This window comes from Serratia nevei (assembly GCF_024160145.1).
Classification (GTDB): Bacteria; Pseudomonadota; Gammaproteobacteria; order Enterobacterales; family Enterobacteriaceae; genus Serratia; species Serratia nevei_A.
In genome coordinates this window covers 1-16,444 of record NZ_JAMYWQ010000031.1, presented here as the reverse complement: position 1 = coordinate 16,444, position 16,444 = coordinate 1, and the positions used below count along the sequence as shown (strand labels likewise).

Genomic DNA, 16,444 nt, shown 5'->3' with positions numbered 1-16,444 from the left:
TCGCTCTCCTTAACGTTTGGCTTGCCAGATGCGCTGCTGGTAATCGCGGATCGAGCGATCCGAGCTGAACATGCCGACGCGCGCGGTGTTAAGGATAGTCCGCCGCGTCCATTCGTCCCGATCGCGATACAGTTCATCGATCCGGCGCTGCGCCTGGCAGTACGAGGCGAAGTCCGCCAGCACCAGATAGGGATCGCCGCCTTCCAGCAGGCTGTGCAGCATCATGTCGAACGCGTGCTTATCGCCGTGGCTGAACGCACCGCTCGCCAGCTCGTCCAAAATCGCCTTCAGGTGCTTATCTTTCTTGCGGTAGCTGAGCGGATCGTAGCCCTTCGCCAGTATCGCCTTCACCTGCTCCACGGTATTGCCGAAGATAAAGATATTGTCTTCGCCCACCTGCTCGGCGATTTCGACGTTGGCGCCGTCCAGCGTGCCGACCGTCAGCGCGCCGTTCAGCGCCAGCTTCATGTTGCCGGTGCCGGAGGCCTCTTTGCCGGCGGTGGAGATCTGCTCGGAGATATCCGCCGCCGGGATCATCAGTTCGGCCACCGACACGCGGTAGTCGGGAATGAACGCCACTTTCAGGCGATCTTTCACCAACGGATCGTTATTGATCTTCTCGGCCGCCTGGTTGATCGCGTAAATGATGTTCTTCGCCAGGTAGTAGCCCGGCGCCGCCTTGGCGCCGAACAGGAAGACGCGCGGCACGATGTCCAGATTCGGGTTGTCGCGCAGCTGGCGATACAGCGACAGGATGTGCAGCAGGTTCAGGTGCTGGCGTTTGTACTCGTGCAGACGCTTGATCTGCACGTCGAAAATCGCGTCCGGGTCGAGCGTCAGCCCCATCACGCCGTGCACGTAGTTGGCCAGCGCCACCTTGTTGTCGCGTTTGATCTGCTGATAACGCTGGCGGAACGCCGCGTCGTCGGCGAATTTCTCCAGCCCGCGCAACGCGTCGAGATCGTTCGCCCACTCCACCTTCAGCGTCTCGTCGATCAGGCCCGACAGCGCCGGATTGCACTGTTTCAGCCAGCGGCGCGGCGTGATGCCGTTGGTGACGTTATGGAATTTGTTCGGCCACAGCTGGTGATATTCCGGGAACAGATCCTTCACCACCAGATCCGAGTGCAGCTGCGCCACGCCGTTGACCGCAAAACCGCTGACCACGCACAGGTTGGCCATGCGCACCTGCTTGTTGTGATGCACCGCCAGTTTGGCCCACACCGCCTCGTCGCCCGGCCAGTGCTTATCCACCTGCTTTTTGAACCTGGCGTTGATCTGTTTGATGATGGAGAAATGGCGCGGCAGCAGGCTGCGCACCAGTTTTTCATCCCAGCACTCCAGCGCTTCCGGCATCAGGGTGTGGTTGGTATAGGCGAAGGTGTTGCTGGTGATCGCCCAGGCCGCCTCCCACTCCAGCTGGTGTTCGTCCAGCAGAATACGCAGCATTTCCGGAATGGCAATGGTCGGGTGGGTGTCGTTCAGCTGGATCACTTCGTACTTCGGCAGCTCTTCAATCTTGCGGCCGGCCTGATGGTGCTTGCGCAAAATGTCCGCCACCGAGCAGGCGCACTGGAAATACTGCTGCATCAGGCGCAGGCGCTTGCCGGCCTGATGGTTGTCGTTCGGGTAGAGCACCTTGGTCAGCTTGTCGGCTTCTACGCCCTGCTTCTCCGCCTGCAGGAATTTGCCGTCGTTGAAATCGCTCAGGTTGAACGGATGCTGATGGGTCGCCTGCCACAGGCGCAGCGGCTGCGCCACGCCGTTGCGATACCCCAGCACCGGCAGATCCCAGGCTTCGCCACGCAGGGTGAAGGCCGGGCGCCACAGTTCGCGGCCGTCAGCCTGCTTTTCCAGCTTGCCGCCGATGCCCACGTCCACCGCCAGCGCGGCGTTGTGGCGGAACCACGGGTAGCTCTCGCGCTGCCAGTTATCCGGCGCCTCTTGCTGCTGCCCGCCCTGGAACGACTGGCGGAACAGCCCGTACTGGTAGTTCAGCCCATAGCCGGTGGCCGGTTGTTCCACCGTCGCCATCGAATCGAGGAAACAGGCCGCCAAACGCCCCAGCCCGCCGTTGCCCAGCGCCGGATCGGTTTCCTGCTCCAGCAGATCCGCCAGCTTGACGTTCTGTTCCGCCAGCGCCTGCTCGACGGTGTCGTACCAGCCCAGGTTGATCAGGTTGTTCGCCGTCAAGCGGCCGATCAGAAACTCCATCGAGATGTAGTTCACGTGGCGCAGCGGTTTGGCGCTTTTGCGCGGCGCCGGCTGCGCGGCCAACTGCTCGGCCAGCGCCGCACTGACGGCTTCCCACCATTGATGTTGCGTCATCTGCTGTGCGGAACTGAGGCCGAAACGTTGCCACTGGCGGGCAAGCGCCGCCAGAAAAGCATCCTTCTTGAGCGTAGGCTGTGACATAAGGAAAACTCTCTATCCAGTAAGTGGGTCAAATTGCCGCTATCGTGCCGGTGAGAAAGCCTGACGGCATCATCCCGCCTGGGGATTAGCTGGGGAGGAGGATTGGGGCGTAGCTGGAATTGTGATCTCAGGCACTGTTTGACTCCCTTGCAACGATGCAAAAAAGCCCGCCACCACGTGCGGCGAGCACTGAGAACGTTAACCATGACGTTAGCACAAGTATTCGCACTGCTGAAGTTTTGTCCATGGCCGGAAATGCGATTCACAGCCGCATCGCCGCGCGCCGGCGCCAAACGTAAAAAAGTGTGATCGATAGCAACTTAACTCCAAGCCGATGCGGAAGCTTGTTGCAATACGTTTAGGGTTGGCAGAAGTTAGGGGGAGCTATTAATTACGAACCATAAAATAATTAGCGCCACTCCAATCCCGGCGGGAACCGCGATTTATACCCTGGAATACTATGCTGATCCCATCAAAACTGAGCCGCCCGGTACGGCTGCAAAATACCGTGATCCGCGATCGCCTGCTGGCCAAACTGGCCAGCGCGGGCAACTATCGCCTGACACTGGTCAATTGCCCGGCGGGATACGGGAAAACCACGCTGATCGCCCAGTGGGCGGCCGGCAAGGCCGATCTGGGCTGGTATTCGCTGGATGAGAGCGACAACCAGCCGGAGCGCTTCGCCAGCTACCTGATCGCCGCGCTGCAGCAGGCCAGCGGCGGCCGCTGCGTCAAGAGCGAGGCGCTGAGCCAGAAGCATCAGTACGCCAGCCTGTCGGCGCTGTTCGCCCAGCTGTTTATCGAGCTGGCCGACTGGCACCAGCCGCTGTACCTGGTGATCGACGACTATCACCTGATCACCAACGACGCCATCCACCAGGCCATGCGCTTTTTCCTGCGCCATCAGCCGGAAAACCTGACGCTGATCCTGCTCTCGCGCACCCTGCCGCCGCTCGGCATCGCCAATCTGCGGGTGCGCGATCAGCTGCTGGAAATGGGTACGCAGCAACTGGCGTTTACCCATCAGGAAGCCAAACAGTTCTTCGACTGCCGCCTGACGGCGCCGATGGAACAGCAGGACAGCAGCCGCCTGTGCGACGAAGTCGAAGGCTGGGCCACCGCACTGCAGCTGATCGCGCTGTCGGCCCGTCAGTCCGCCTCGTCGGCCCAGCTGTCGGCCAAGCGGCTGGCGGGGCTGAACGCCAGTCACCTGTCCGACTACCTGGTGGACGAAGTGCTGGATCACGTCGATGCCGATGCGCGCGCCTTCCTGTTGCGCTGCTCGGTGCTGCGCTCGATGAACGACGCGCTGATCGTGCGGCTGACCGGCGAAGACAACGGCCAGCAACGGCTGGAGGAGTTGGAGCGCCAGGGGCTGTTTATCCACCGCATGGACGACACCAGCGAATGGTTCAACTTCCACCCGCTGTTCGCCTCTTTCCTGCGCCAGCGTTGCCAGTGGGAACTGGCGCTGGAGCTGCCGGGGTTGCACCGCGCCGCCGCCGAAGGCTGGCTGGCGCTGGGATATCCGGCAGAGGCCATTCACCATGCGCTGGCGGCCAGCGACGTCAGCATGCTGCGCGATATCCTGCTGCAACACGCCTGGTCGCTGTTCCACCACAGCGAACTGGCCTTGCTGGAAGAGTGCCTCAACGCGCTGCCCTATGAGCGCCTGATCCAGAACCCCAAGCTGGCGCTGCTTCAGGCCTGGCTGGCGCAGAGCCAGCACCGCTACGGCGAGGTCAACACCCTGCTGGCGCGCGCCGAGCGCACCATGCGCGAACAGAAAATCGAGATAGACCAAACGCTGCACGCCGAATTCGACGCCCTGCGCGCCCAGGTGGCGATCAACGCCGGCAAACCGGAAGAGGCCGAGCGGCTGGCAACCGAAGCGTTGAAATTCCTGCCGCTGTCCAGTTACTACAGCCGCATCGTCGCCACCTCGGTGACCGGCGAAGTGCACCACTGCAAGGGGGAGCTGGCGCGCGCGCTGCCGATGATGCAGCAAACCGAGCAGATGGCGCGTCGCCATCAGGCCAACCATTACGCGCTCTGGGCGCTGCTGCAGCAGAGCGAAATCCTCATCGCCCAAGGCTTCCTGCAGGCCGCTTACGAAACCCAGGACAAGGCGTTCGAACTGATCCGCGAACAGCACCTGGAACAGCTGCCGATGCACGAGTTCCTGCTGCGCATTCGCGCGCAGATCCTGTGGTCATGGTCGCGGCTGGACGAGGCGGAAGACGCGGCGCGCACCGGGCTGAAAATCCTGGCGAACTACCAGCCGCAACAGCAGCTGCAGTGCATCGCCATGCTGGCCAAATGCTCGCTGGCGCGCGGCGATCTGGACAATGCCAATACCCATCTGCAGCGCTGCGAAACCCTGCTGCACGGTGCCCACTACCATCGCGACTGGCTGACCAACACCGACAAGTCGCGGGTGATCCACTGGCAGATGACCGGCGACACCGCTGCCGCCGCCCAGTGGCTGCGCCACACCGAAAAGCCCGGCATGGCGGACAACCACTTCACCCAGGGCCAGTGGCGCAATATCGCGCGGGTGCAGATCCTGCTCGGTCAGTATGACGAGGCCGGCGTGGTGCTGGATGAGCTGAACGAGAACGCCCGCCGCCTGCGGCTGGTGAGCGATCTCAACCGCAACCTGCTGCTCAGCAACCAGCTGTACTGGCTGCAAGAGCGCAAGGGCGAAGCCCAGCAGGCGCTGATCGAAGCGCTGTCGCTGGCCAACCGCACCGGCTTTATCAGCCATTTCGTCATCGAGGGCGAAGCGATGGCGCAGCAGCTGCGCCAGCTGATCCAGCTCAACACGCTGCCGGAGCTGGAACAGCATCGCGCCCAGCGCATCCTGCGCGACATCAACCAGCATCATCGGCACAAGTTCGCGCATTTTGACGAGAACTTCGTCGATAAGCTGCTGACCCATCCGCAGGTGCCGGAGCTGATCCGCACCAGCCCGCTCACCCAGCGCGAATGGCAGGTGCTGGGGCTGATCTATTCCGGCTACAGCAACGACCAGATCGCCGGCGAACTGGACGTGGCGGCCACCACCATCAAGACGCACATCCGCAACCTGTACCAGAAGCTCGGCGTGGCCCATCGCCAGGAAGCGGTGCAGCAGGCGCAGCAGCTGTTGAAGATGATGGGGTACGGTGCCTGAGAGTCAGCGCTGGCCGTAATAGGCGCCGGCGCCATGTTTGCGGCTGAAATGCTTTTCCAGCAGATAGTCATCGATCCGCCTTAGGCCGGGGTTAATATCCCGGCTGATCCACGCCATTTTCGCCACTGCCTCCAGCACCACGGCGTTATGCACCGCCTCATCCGGCGTCCTTCCCCAACTGAACGGGCCATGCTGATACGCCAGGATACCGGGAATGTGCAACGGTTCACGCCCTTTCAGGGTTTCGATAATCACCCGACCGGTGTTCAGCTCATATTCCCGCACCACCTCTTCTGCCGTCAGCCCGCGGGTACAAGGAATATCGCCGGAAAAATAGTCGGCGTGGGTGGTGCCGAGCACCGGTATCGCTTCCCCCGCCTGCGCCCAGGCGGTGGCATGGGTGGAGTGCGTATGCACCACACCGCCGAGTTGAGGGAACGCCCGGTACAGCGCCAAATGCGTCGGCGTATCGGACGAAGGCCGCAGTTGCCCCTCAACAATCTCACCTCGCGCATTCACCACCACCATATCCTCAGCACGCATCGTTTCATAAGGTACGCCGCTGGGTTTGATCACCACCAGCCCACTGGCCCGATCGATGCCGCTGACATTGCCCCAGGTATAGGTCACCAGCCCGTGCTCAGGCAACGCCATATTGGCTCGGTACACCTGACTTTTCAGTTGCTCCAGCATGCTACCTCCTTATTTCCAACCCGGCCTCGGCCATGCGTTCAACCACCCAGGCACGCGCCTCCCGCACCGCCCGCAGCGGATCGTTCGCTTTCTCGCTCCACATCTCGAGCAGATAGGGGCCACGATAGCCGCTCTGCAACAGCGTTTCGAAACAGCATACGAAATCCACCACGCCCGCGCCGAACGGCACATTCTTAAACTCCCCCGGCCGCGTATCCTTAACGTGTACCGCAACGATATGTCCGCGCCCGGCCATGAGCTCCATCGGCACATCGTTGTCCCAGGCAGACAAGTTGCCGATATCCGGGTACAGCTGAAACCACGGGTTATTCAGGTAGTGGGCATAGCCCAGCGCCTTGCTGATCGAGTTCATCAGCGGATAGTCCATGATTTCCATCGCCAGCATCACCTGCGCGCGGCTGGCCATCGCTACCGCCTGCACCAATCCAGCGCGGAACCGCGCGCGGGTCTGCGCAGTAGACTGCGGGTAATAAACGTCATACCCGGCCAGTTGGATCACCCGGATGCCGGTATCCTGCGCCAGCCGAATAGCTTTTCGCACGATCTCCAGTCCCCGTTCGCGCGTCGCGTCGTCTTCACTGCCCAACGGAAAACGCCGGTGGGCGCTAAGGCATAAAGAAGGGACGCGCACACCGCTCGCCGCAACGGCGCTAACCAACGCGAGCCGCTGTTCAGCGCTCCAGTCCAGCCGCGCCAGGCGGCCGTCGCTTTCATCGATCGACATTTCAACGAAATCGAATCCCAACTCCCCCGCCAGTTGCAGGCGCGTCAGCCAGTCCTCGCCCGGCGGCAACGCTTTCTCATAGATGCCCAACGGCACGGATTTGTGCAACATAACCGCTCCTCAGCCCCACCGCTGGGCGATGACACGTTTAAATTCCCGCGCCGCCGCGACCGGATCGGCGGCATCGCGAATGCTGCGCCCGGCGATAAAGACATGGATGGGAATACCTTGGAACAGAGGCAAATCCTCCAGCGCCAGTCCGCCGGTGACCGTCACCTTAAAACCCATCTCGCTCAGGCGACGAACCGCGCGGATATCGTCATCGCTCCAGGATACTCCCGCCGCCTGCGCGTCACGGCTGCGGTGATACACCACCTGGCCAATTCCCGCTTCACGCCACGCCTGCGCCTGTTCCCAGGTCCAGAACCCCGTCAGTTCTATCTGCACGTCACCACCGAACTCATGTGCCACCTGCAGGGCTCCCTTGGCCGTATTGATATCGGCGCAGCAGATCACCGTGATCCAATCGGCATTCGCCTCGAAGCACATTCGCGCCAAAATCTGACCCGCATCGGCGATTTTTGCGTCCGCCAACACGATGCGATCCGGATACAGCGCTTTTAAATCGCGCACGGCTCGCACGCCTTCCGCCACGCACAAAATAGTGCCGACTTCGATGATGTCGACTTCGGCCGCGATCAGGCGAGTCGTGTCGTAAGCCGCAGCCATGGACAGATTATCCAGCGCCACCTGCAACATCGGTAAATGCGTGTTCATTGGTTGTCTCCTTCAATTCGCCGCCGCCGTAGACGTTTTGTCGATCAACGCCAATACCTCGCTCGCGTGGCGACAGGCCCGCAAGCGATCGAAATTCGCCTCATCTTCAAACAGGTTCACCACCTGCATGATCCCCACCTCCTGATGCGTTTTGGCGTCCACCGCCGCCATGGTGATCAAGATGTCTATCGGATCGTTGTCCTCATCGCCGAAACACACCGGCGTCTTCAGGGTGACCAAGGCGAAGCCGGTTTTCAGCACCCCTTCCTCCGGCCGGCCGTGCGGCATCGCCAGGCCCGGCGCCAGCACGAAGTAAGGGCCGTGCCGTTCGACGCCGGCCAAAATGGCGTCAAAATAGCGTGGTTCCACCACGCCGGCGGCCACCAGCAGATCGACCCCCAGTCGCACCGCCTGGCGCCAGTCGGCAGCCTCCGCCTGCAGTTGGATAGCGTTATTCTGCGCCAACGAATCGCTCAGCTTCATCACTCACTCCTCACTGCTTCAAATCTTGCGGAAAATGCGCGCCGATGACGTCCATCAGCTTCGGGCCGAAGTCCGCCGCCGAGAGCATATTGCGTACCCCAACCACGTATTTGTTGCCGCTGACGACGATTTCATCCGCGACATGGGTGGAAGCAATGATGATGTCAGCCCCATTCAACTCGGATTTGTATTCCCCCACCGCACAGCTGTTGACCGAATGATCCACGCCTTGCTGCGTTAGAAATTGGTCGACTTTCATTTTCATGATCATGGAACTGCCTTGTCCGCAACCGCATACCGCCAGGATTCGTACCGTCATAATCTGCACTCCTATTAACGTGACGCCGATTCAACAGATTGTTTTTCAGCATCTTCTTCCGCACGCAGGGTGCGTCCGGCGAAGAACATGTACAGCAGGGCGATAATGATCACCCCCCCCATAAACCACAGGCCCAGACTCAGCCCCTGCATCAGCGGCGGCGCCAGAATCGACCAGTCCGCCATGCCCATCCAGGCGCTTAGCCCGGTCAGCTTGATAGCCCACACGCAGCCGAAGATCTCTATCATTCCCATCACCAGACAGATCTTCATCGCCGCGCGCCAGCCACCAAAGTGGTTAGCGAATACGCCGATGGTGGCGTTAGAAAAGAACATGGGAATGAAACCGGGAATAATCATGATGGAAGAGCCGAGCGCTAACAGTATGCCGACGGCGATCAGTTGGCCGATGGTGCCCCACATAAAACCCCACACCACGGCGTTGGGCGCGAAGCTATAAATGGCGGCACAGTCGATGGCCAGTACCGCGCCGGGGATCAGACGTTGGGAAATACCGTTAAAGGCCTCGGTCAATTCGGCGACGAACATGCGCACGCCCTGCACGATGATGAAAATCGCCACCGCAAACATCAGCCCGGTTTGCAGGATATAGATGCTCCAGTGAGTTTTACCGGCCATCGCCTGCAGAGTGTCCAAGCCGAACGAGCACAGAATGATGCCGAAAAACAGCGTCATCACGATGGCGGTGGACACGATGTTGTCATGGAAAATGTTCAGCCACCCGGGCAGCTTCAGATCTTCCACGCTGTCCTCTTTTTTACCGAGATACGGTGCGGCCTTGTATGCCAACCACGAAGCGAACTGCTGTTGGTGCCCGATCGAGAAACCGCTGTTTTCCGTTACCGCCTGCGTCGGTTTGAACATCATGTTGGAGGTGATGCCCCAGTACAGTGAAGCCAAGAGCGCGCTGCACAATACCGTCGTCCACATGCCGTAACCCAGAATGTAGAAAAATACCGCGATCAGCCCAACCTGCTGAAACATGATGTGGCCGGTGAGCATAATGGTACGAATACCGGTAATACGCCGCAGCAGTACGTAGAGAATGTTCAGCGCCAATGCCAGCAATACCGCGTAGCCGACCCAGCTGTAGGCGTCCCCCATACGTTCGATGGTGGCCATCATCGAAGCATAGGTGTCCGAAATCGCCCCGTTGATGCCGTAGACCTCGGACAACTTCGCCACAACGGGTTTGAACGTGCCGGTCAGGATGCCGGAGCCGGCCTGCAATAGCATGAAACCGATAATGGTCTTGATCGTGCCTTTGATAATGACCGCCGCACTTTTGCGCAGCAACGTGTAACCCAACAGCGTAACCAACCCCAACAGCAGCGGTGCATTGGTCATCACCTGGTTAAAAAAGACGGTGAAGATGGTGTAAAGAGTTTCCATACGGCTCTCCCGAAAAGGTTGGCATGCAGGTAACGCCCTCACCATACCAATCACAATAAATCACAAAAAGATCATAAATGATTATTTGTGAACAACCTCGCAAGTTAAAAATCAATTCCACTAACATTCAATGAATTAGGCAACGCACATTTTATTACCCATTGAATTTAATAGCAGTAACCTGGAGAAACATAAGAGCCAAGGGCAGCGCCATACGCGAATAAGGCGGCGTTAACGTGAATTAAGATCGTTGTCAGTTGAAAAAAACGGTGCTAGATTCGATCAAGATAAATCACATAAAATCTTTAAATGATTATTTGTGATTTTATTATCACCACCAACGAGGAAAGACCCATGAGTAAAGTCAACGACATCACCCGCGAGTCCTGGATATTGAACACCTTTCCCGAATGGGGCACCTGGCTGAACGAAGAGATAGAGCAGGAGAACGTCGCGCCCGGCACCTTCGCCATGTGGTGGCTGGGCTGCACCGGCATCTGGCTCAAGTCCGAAGAAGGCGCCAACCTGTGCGTCGATTTCTGGTGCGGCACCGGCAAGCAAAGCCACGGCAACCCGCTGATGAAAACCGGCCACCAAATGCAGCGCATGGCCGGGGTGCGGAAGCTGCAACCGAACCTGCGCACCACCCCATTCGTGCTCGATCCGTTCGCCATTACCCAGCTCGACGCCGTCTTGGCCACTCACGATCACAATGACCATATCGATGTGAACGTCGCGGCGGCAGTGCTGCAGAACTGTCCAGACACCGTCCCGTTTATCGGGCCGAAAAGCTGCGTGGATATCTGGATCGGCTGGGGCGTGCCGCCGGCGCGCTGCATCACCGTCAAACCTGGCGACGTGATAAAAATCAAAGACATTGAAATTCATGCGCTGGACGCCTTCGATCGCACGGCACTCATCACATTGCCGGTGGAACAAAAAGCGGCGGGCGTTCTGCCGGACGGCATGGACCTGCGTGCGGTCAATTACCTGTTCAAAACACCGGGCGGCAACCTTTATCACAGCGGCGATTCTCACTACTCCAACTATTACGCCAAGCACGGCAACGATCACCACATTGATGTCGCCCTCGGCTCCTACGGCGAGAACCCACGCGGCATTACCGACAAGATGACCAGTGCCGACATCTTGCGTATGGCGGAGTCGTTGAACGCCCAGGTCGTGATCCCCTTCCACCACGATATTTGGTCGAATTTCCAGGCAGACCCTCAGGAGATCCGCGTGTTATGGGACATGAAAAAGGACCGGCTCAAGTACGGTTTCAAACCGTTTATCTGGCAAGTTGGCGGCAAGTTCATCTGGCCACAGGACAAAGACAATCTGGAATATCACTATCCGCGTGGGTTCGATGATTGTTTCACCCAGGAACCCGACTTGCCCTTCAAGTCTTTCTTGTAATCAACCGGTGTTGCATATTGATGCGCGCTTTTGAACGGCAATGATTCAAATCGTCAAACGGCGCGCATATAATCGAAGGCAACGACGTTCTTCTCACCCTGATGGAGCCCGCATGACAGAGTCCCAACGCCACAATGCCATTCTCGATCTCTTGCAGCGCAAGAGGCAAATCTCCGTGGCGGACGTGATCGCGGCGTTTGACATCTCTCCGGCCACCGCGCGCCGGGACATCAACAAACTGAATGAAATTGGCAAATTGCGCAAAGTGCGCAACGGCGCCGAAGCCACGCAAACCCCGCGTCCGGCCTGGACGCCGCTTAACATCCACCAGACCCAGCATCTCGACGAAAAAATGCGCATCGCGGCAGCGGCGGCGCAACTCTGTCAGCCGGGCGAAAGCGTGGTGATCAACTGCGGTTCTACCGCATTTCTGCTGGGGCGTGAGATTTGCGGCAAGCCGGTTCAGGTGATCACCAACTACCTGCCGCTGGCCAACTATCTGATCGAACAGGATCATGACAGCGTGGTGATCATGGGTGGCCAGTACAACAAGACTCAGTCGATTACCCTGGCGCCTCAGGACGGCGACGCGACGCTGTACGCCGGGCACTGGATGTTCACCAGCGGTATCGGCCTTACCGCCGAGGGTTTGTATAAAACGGATATGCTGACCGCCATGGCGGAGCAAAAGATGCTCAACTACGTCGGTAAACTGGTGGTGCTGGTTGACAGCAGTAAAGTCGGCCAACGCGCCGGCATGCTGTTTAGCCGCACCGAGCAAATCGCCATGGTGATCACTGGCCGGGCCGCCGATCCGGCGATCGTTGAGCAACTGCGTCAACAAGGCGTTGAAGTACTGCTGGTGTGACAAAACCACATCCTTGATCTGGTCTTAAACGCCGCAGAGTTGGTTACAATAGCGGCGTCCCCCAATTACGAGGCAGTCAGCAGTATGGAACAGTTCGAAGCGATCAACGTTGAGCAGGCGTACACCCGCTGGAAAGAGGGCAGCGCCGCCCTGGTCGACATCCGCGATCCGCAAAGTTTTGAAGCCGGGCATACGCCGGGCGCCTTTCACCTCACCAACGCCACCCTGTCGGCCTTTATGCAGCAAAACGACTTCGAGCGGCCGGTGATGGTGATGTGCTACCACGGCAACAGCAGCCGCAGCGCGGCGCAATACCTGCTGCACCAGGGGTTCGACGCGGTCTACAGCATCGACGGCGGCTTCGAAGCCTGGGCCCGCCAGTACCCGCAAGACGTGGAAACCTCTGCCTGATTCCCTCCGCCCGCCGTGCGCCGGCGGGCTTCCCCTTCATTTTTGTGCGCGTTTTCGCGGGTTTTTCGCAGATCCGTTTGCCAGCGCTCAGGATTTCGACGCTATAATCGGCCGTCAGGGTCGCCGGCGAGCAAGCCGCGGCCAAAATCATTCACTTACGACGGAAGAGCAATGGTTAGAGTAATCGCCATATCCAACCCGCGCCTGGCGCTGGCCTTTGTCGACTATATGGCGACTCAGGGCATCCGGCTTGAGCTGCGCAACAGCGGCGAGGCGGCGGAAATCTGGCTGGCCGACGACGGTCACCTCGATCAGGTGCAACACGAGCTGCAGCAGTTTCTGGTCGATCCGCTCAACCGCCGTTATCAGGCCGCCAGCTGGCAGACCGGCCATACCGACGCCGGCCTGCATTATCAGAGCGAATCCTACCTGCACACCCTGCGCAGCAAGGCCGGGCCGCTGACGCTCGGCGTGATGGTGCTGTGCATCGCGGTCTATATTCTGATGCAGGCGCTGGGCGACGACACCGTGATGTACTGGCTCTCCTGGCCGCAAGACAGCAGCCAATACACGCAGCTGTGGCGCTGGGTCAGCCATGCGTTCCTGCACTTCTCCCTGCTGCATATTCTGTTTAACCTGATGTGGTGGTGGTATCTCGGCGGCCAGATGGAAAAACGACTCGGCGCCGGCAAGCTGTTCGTGCTGGCGGTGGTGTCGGCCTTCTTCAGCGGCTGGGCGCAATCGCTGTTCAGCGGCGCGCTGTTCGGCGGGCTGTCGGGCGTGGTCTATGCGCTGATGGGCTATGTGTGGCTGACGGGCGAACGCGCACCGGAGCGCGGCCTGATGCTGCCACGCGGCCTGATGGTGTTCTCGGTGCTGTGGCTGGTGGCCGGATATTTCGATATTTTAGGAATGTCGATCGCCAACGCGGCACACGTAGCCGGTTTAGTGTTAGGGTTATTGATGGCATTTTGGGATACGCGTCATCGCGCACACAACGAACAATAACAGCCGGGAGCTGTGCCCAGCGGGCATAGCGGGCGTTTTAGGGGATTATCGTGAAGCAAACACAGCGTCATGACGCAATTATCGAGCTGGTGCGCCTGCAGGGTTACGTCAGCACGGAAGAGCTGGTCGAACATTTTGACGTCAGCCCGCAAACGATTCGCCGCGATTTGAATGACCTGGCCGACCAGAACAAGATCCAGCGTCACCACGGCGGTGCGGCGCTGCCTTCCAGCTCGGTCAACGCTGCCTATAACGATCGCAAGGTGATGTGGTCGGAAGAGAAAGCCCGCATCGCGCAGCGCGTCGCCAGCCAGATCCCGGACGGCGCCACGCTGTTCATCGATATCGGCACCACGCCGGAAGCGGTGGCCCATGCGCTGATGAACCACAAGAACCTGCGCGTGGTCACCAACAACCTCAACGTCGCCACCCTGCTGACCGCCAAGGAAGACTTCCGCCTGATCCTGGCCGGGGGCGAAGTGCGCACCCGCGACGGCGGCATCATGGGCGAAGCCACCCTGGACTTCATCTCCCAATTCCGCCTCGATTACGGCATTCTCGGCATCAGCGGCATCGATATGGACGGCTCGCTGCTCGAATTCGACTATCACGAAGTGCGTACCAAACGCGCGATCATCGAAAATTCCCGCTGCGTGATGCTGGTCACCGACCACTCCAAATTCGGCCGCAACGCCATGGTCAACCTGGGCAACATGAATCTGATCGACTACCTGTTTACCGATCAGCTGCCGCCGCCGAGCGTGATGAAAATCATCGAGCAGTACGACGTGCAGCTGGAGCTGTGCTGATCCGCTGTTAACCTGCGGGGCGCGCCGCCGCCCCGTTTCACGCCCCCACTCGCCTCACCGGCCGCCGTTGGCGCGCTCGCGCATACCCATGTCATTTGTGTGACTATCATCACCAAACTGTTACCTCTATCACGCCTAAATGTTTTTGTTTGGTTAAGTCTTGGCTTGCCTGTTGGTTTTTGATTACAATCATGAGCGAAAACGAACATGAAAGAGCTATTTCGAACATCTGGAGGAAGATGACGTGGAAACCAAAGACTTGATCGTTATCGGTGGCGGCATCAACGGTGCCGGCATCGCGGCGGATGCTGCCGGGCGCGGGCTGTCGGTACTGCTACTGGAAGCGCAAGACTTGGCCTGTGCTACGTCTTCCGCCAGTTCCAAACTGATCCACGGTGGCCTGCGCTACCTGGAACACTACGAATTCCGTCTGGTGAGCGAAGCGCTGGCCGAGCGTGAAGTGCTGCTGAAGCTGGCGCCGCACATCGCGTTCCCGATGCGTTTCCGCCTGCCGCACCAGCCGCACCTGCGCCCGGCCTGGATGATCCGTATCGGCCTGTTCCTGTACGATCACCTGGGCAAACGCACCAGCCTGCCGGGCAGCAAGGGCTTGCGCTTTGGACCAGAGTCGGTCCTCAAACCTGAACTGAAGCGCGGTTTCGAATATTCCGACTGCTGGGTCGACGATGCTCGCCTGGTGGTGCTGAACGCGCAGGAAGTGGAAAAACGCGGCGGCGAAGTGCGTACCCGCACCAAAGTGACCCGCGCATGGCGTGAAAACGGCCTGTGGATGGTGGAAGCGGTCGATATCGACAGCGGCAAAACCTTCACCTGGCGCGCCAAAGGCCTGGTGAACGCTACCGGCCCGTGGGTGAAAAACTTCTTCGACGACGGCCTGAAGCTGAAATCGCCTTACGGCATCCGCCTGATCAAAGGCAGCCACATCGTGGTGCCGCGCGTGCACGATCAGCCACAGTCTTACATTCTGCAGAACGAAGACCACCGCATCGTGTTCGTGATCCCGTGGAATGACGAGTTCTCCATCATCGGCACCACCGACGTGGAGTACAAAGGCGATCCGAAGGACGTGAAGATCGACGAAAACGAAATCGCCTATCTGCTGAAAGTGTACAACGATCACTTCAAGAAGCAGCTGGGCCGCGACGACATCGTCTGGACTTACTCCGGCGTGCGTCCGCTGTGCGACGACGAATCCGATTCACCGCAGGCGATCACCCGCGATTACACGCTGGACGTGCACGACGAGCAAGGTCAGGCGCCGCTGCTGTCGGTCTTCGGCGGCAAGCTGACCACCTACCGCAAGCTGGCCGAGCACGCGATGGAAAAACTGGCCCACTACTACCCAGGCTGCGGCCCAGCGTGGACCAAAAACGCCATCCTGCCGGGCGGTGACATCAACGGCGATCGCGACGGCTACGCGGCTAAACTGCGCCGTGCGCACGGCTGGTTGCCGGAAGCGCTGGCGCGCCGCTATGCCCGCACCTACGGCAGCCAGAGCGAGCTGATCCTGGCCGGCGCCAACAGCCTCGGCGATCTGGGCGAGGATTTCGGCCACGGTCTGTATGCAGCCGAGCTGCGCTACCTGACCGAGAAAGAGTGGGTCGTTGAGCTGGATGACGCCATCTGGCGCCGCACCAAGCTGGGTATGTGGCTGGATGAAGCGCAGCAGGCACGAGTGAAGGCCTGGCTGGCGGAACACGCGAAAACGAAATCGCTGTCTCTGGCTTCCTGAGCCGTAGCGTAACGAACAAGGGCCGGTTATCCCTGTCTCTTCTACACAAATCCCCAGGTCAGTTGTCTGGGGATTTTTTTGAATCTTTTCACCTGTTCCCGATCTGATATGAAAATTATCGGCGGGAGATAGCTATGTTTTTATCCAATACTGCACA

General features: G+C 59.5%; 14 protein-coding genes. 7 read left to right on the top strand and 7 right to left on the bottom strand.

What is annotated here, in order from left to right; genetic code table 11:
• Positions 1 to 9: 9 nt before the first annotated feature.
• Positions 10 to 2,415 (bottom strand): maltodextrin phosphorylase, encoded by a 2,406-nt coding sequence (gene malP / locus M6G53_RS18895; RefSeq protein WP_253333717.1) that lies wholly within the window; start codon positions 2,413 to 2,415, stop codon positions 10 to 12.
• A gap of 460 nt (positions 2,416 to 2,875) precedes the next feature.
• On the opposite strand from malP, the gene malT reads away from it, so the two are divergent.
• Positions 2,876 to 5,590, top strand: a complete 2,715-nt coding sequence (gene malT, locus M6G53_RS18890; protein WP_253333715.1) for an HTH-type transcriptional regulator MalT — start codon at positions 2,876 to 2,878, stop codon at positions 5,588 to 5,590.
• A gap of 3 nt (positions 5,591 to 5,593) precedes the next feature.
• Here the strand turns inward: malT and M6G53_RS18885 are convergent, their stop codons facing one another.
• From M6G53_RS18885 to ulaA, 6 genes are read right to left on the bottom strand one after another with little or no spacing between them, the layout of a single operon-like run.
• Positions 5,594 to 6,280, bottom strand: coding sequence for an L-ribulose-5-phosphate 4-epimerase (locus M6G53_RS18885; RefSeq protein ID WP_253333769.1), 687 nt, complete (start codon positions 6,278 to 6,280; stop codon positions 5,594 to 5,596).
• Between the two features lie 4 nt (positions 6,281 to 6,284).
• On the bottom strand, positions 6,285 to 7,139 hold the full coding sequence (locus M6G53_RS18880; protein ID WP_253333713.1) for an L-ribulose-5-phosphate 3-epimerase: 855 nt from the start codon (positions 7,137 to 7,139) through the stop codon (positions 6,285 to 6,287).
• Positions 7,140 to 7,148: 9 nt separating this feature from the next.
• Positions 7,149 to 7,805 carry a 3-keto-L-gulonate-6-phosphate decarboxylase UlaD gene (locus M6G53_RS18875; protein ID WP_253333711.1) on the bottom strand — a complete coding sequence of 219 codons (657 nt, stop codon included), beginning with the start codon at positions 7,803 to 7,805 and terminating at the stop codon, positions 7,149 to 7,151.
• A 12-nt stretch (positions 7,806 to 7,817) separates the two neighbouring features.
• The gene (ulaC, locus tag M6G53_RS18870; protein ID WP_047729674.1) at positions 7,818 to 8,288 is read right to left on the bottom strand and encodes a PTS ascorbate transporter subunit IIA; all 471 of its coding nucleotides are present in this window, start codon (positions 8,286 to 8,288) and stop codon (positions 7,818 to 7,820) included.
• Between the two features lie 10 nt (positions 8,289 to 8,298).
• Positions 8,299 to 8,607 (bottom strand): PTS ascorbate transporter subunit IIB, encoded by a 309-nt coding sequence (ulaB, locus tag M6G53_RS18865; RefSeq protein ID WP_047729673.1) that lies wholly within the window; start codon positions 8,605 to 8,607, stop codon positions 8,299 to 8,301.
• A 14-nt stretch (positions 8,608 to 8,621) separates the two neighbouring features.
• Positions 8,622 to 10,019, bottom strand: a complete 1,398-nt coding sequence (gene ulaA, locus M6G53_RS18860) for a PTS ascorbate transporter subunit IIC (protein ID WP_253333709.1) — start codon at positions 10,017 to 10,019, stop codon at positions 8,622 to 8,624.
• Between the two features lie 354 nt (positions 10,020 to 10,373).
• On the opposite strand from ulaA, the gene ulaG reads away from it, so the two are divergent.
• The 6 genes from ulaG (at position 10,374) to glpD (ending at position 16,287) form a co-directional block, all read left to right on the top strand.
• The gene (ulaG, locus tag M6G53_RS18855) at positions 10,374 to 11,438 is read left to right on the top strand and encodes an L-ascorbate 6-phosphate lactonase (RefSeq protein WP_253333708.1); all 1,065 of its coding nucleotides are present in this window, start codon (positions 10,374 to 10,376) and stop codon (positions 11,436 to 11,438) included.
• A 112-nt stretch (positions 11,439 to 11,550) separates the two neighbouring features.
• The gene (ulaR, locus tag M6G53_RS18850) at positions 11,551 to 12,306 is read left to right on the top strand and encodes an HTH-type transcriptional regulator UlaR (RefSeq protein ID WP_253333706.1); all 756 of its coding nucleotides are present in this window, start codon (positions 11,551 to 11,553) and stop codon (positions 12,304 to 12,306) included.
• A gap of 84 nt (positions 12,307 to 12,390) precedes the next feature.
• A complete protein-coding gene (glpE, locus tag M6G53_RS18845; RefSeq protein ID WP_004930790.1) occupies positions 12,391 to 12,717 on the top strand; it encodes a thiosulfate sulfurtransferase GlpE in 327 nt (108 codons plus the stop codon).
• A gap of 171 nt (positions 12,718 to 12,888) precedes the next feature.
• Positions 12,889 to 13,725, top strand: a complete 837-nt coding sequence (gene glpG / locus M6G53_RS18840) for a rhomboid family intramembrane serine protease GlpG (protein WP_253333704.1) — start codon at positions 12,889 to 12,891, stop codon at positions 13,723 to 13,725.
• Between the two features lie 50 nt (positions 13,726 to 13,775).
• Positions 13,776 to 14,534 (top strand): DeoR/GlpR family transcriptional regulator, encoded by a 759-nt coding sequence (locus tag M6G53_RS18835; protein ID WP_004930797.1) that lies wholly within the window; start codon positions 13,776 to 13,778, stop codon positions 14,532 to 14,534.
• A gap of 244 nt (positions 14,535 to 14,778) precedes the next feature.
• Positions 14,779 to 16,287, top strand: coding sequence for a glycerol-3-phosphate dehydrogenase (glpD, locus tag M6G53_RS18830; protein ID WP_253333701.1), 1,509 nt, complete (start codon positions 14,779 to 14,781; stop codon positions 16,285 to 16,287).
• Positions 16,288 to 16,444 lie beyond the last annotated feature (157 nt).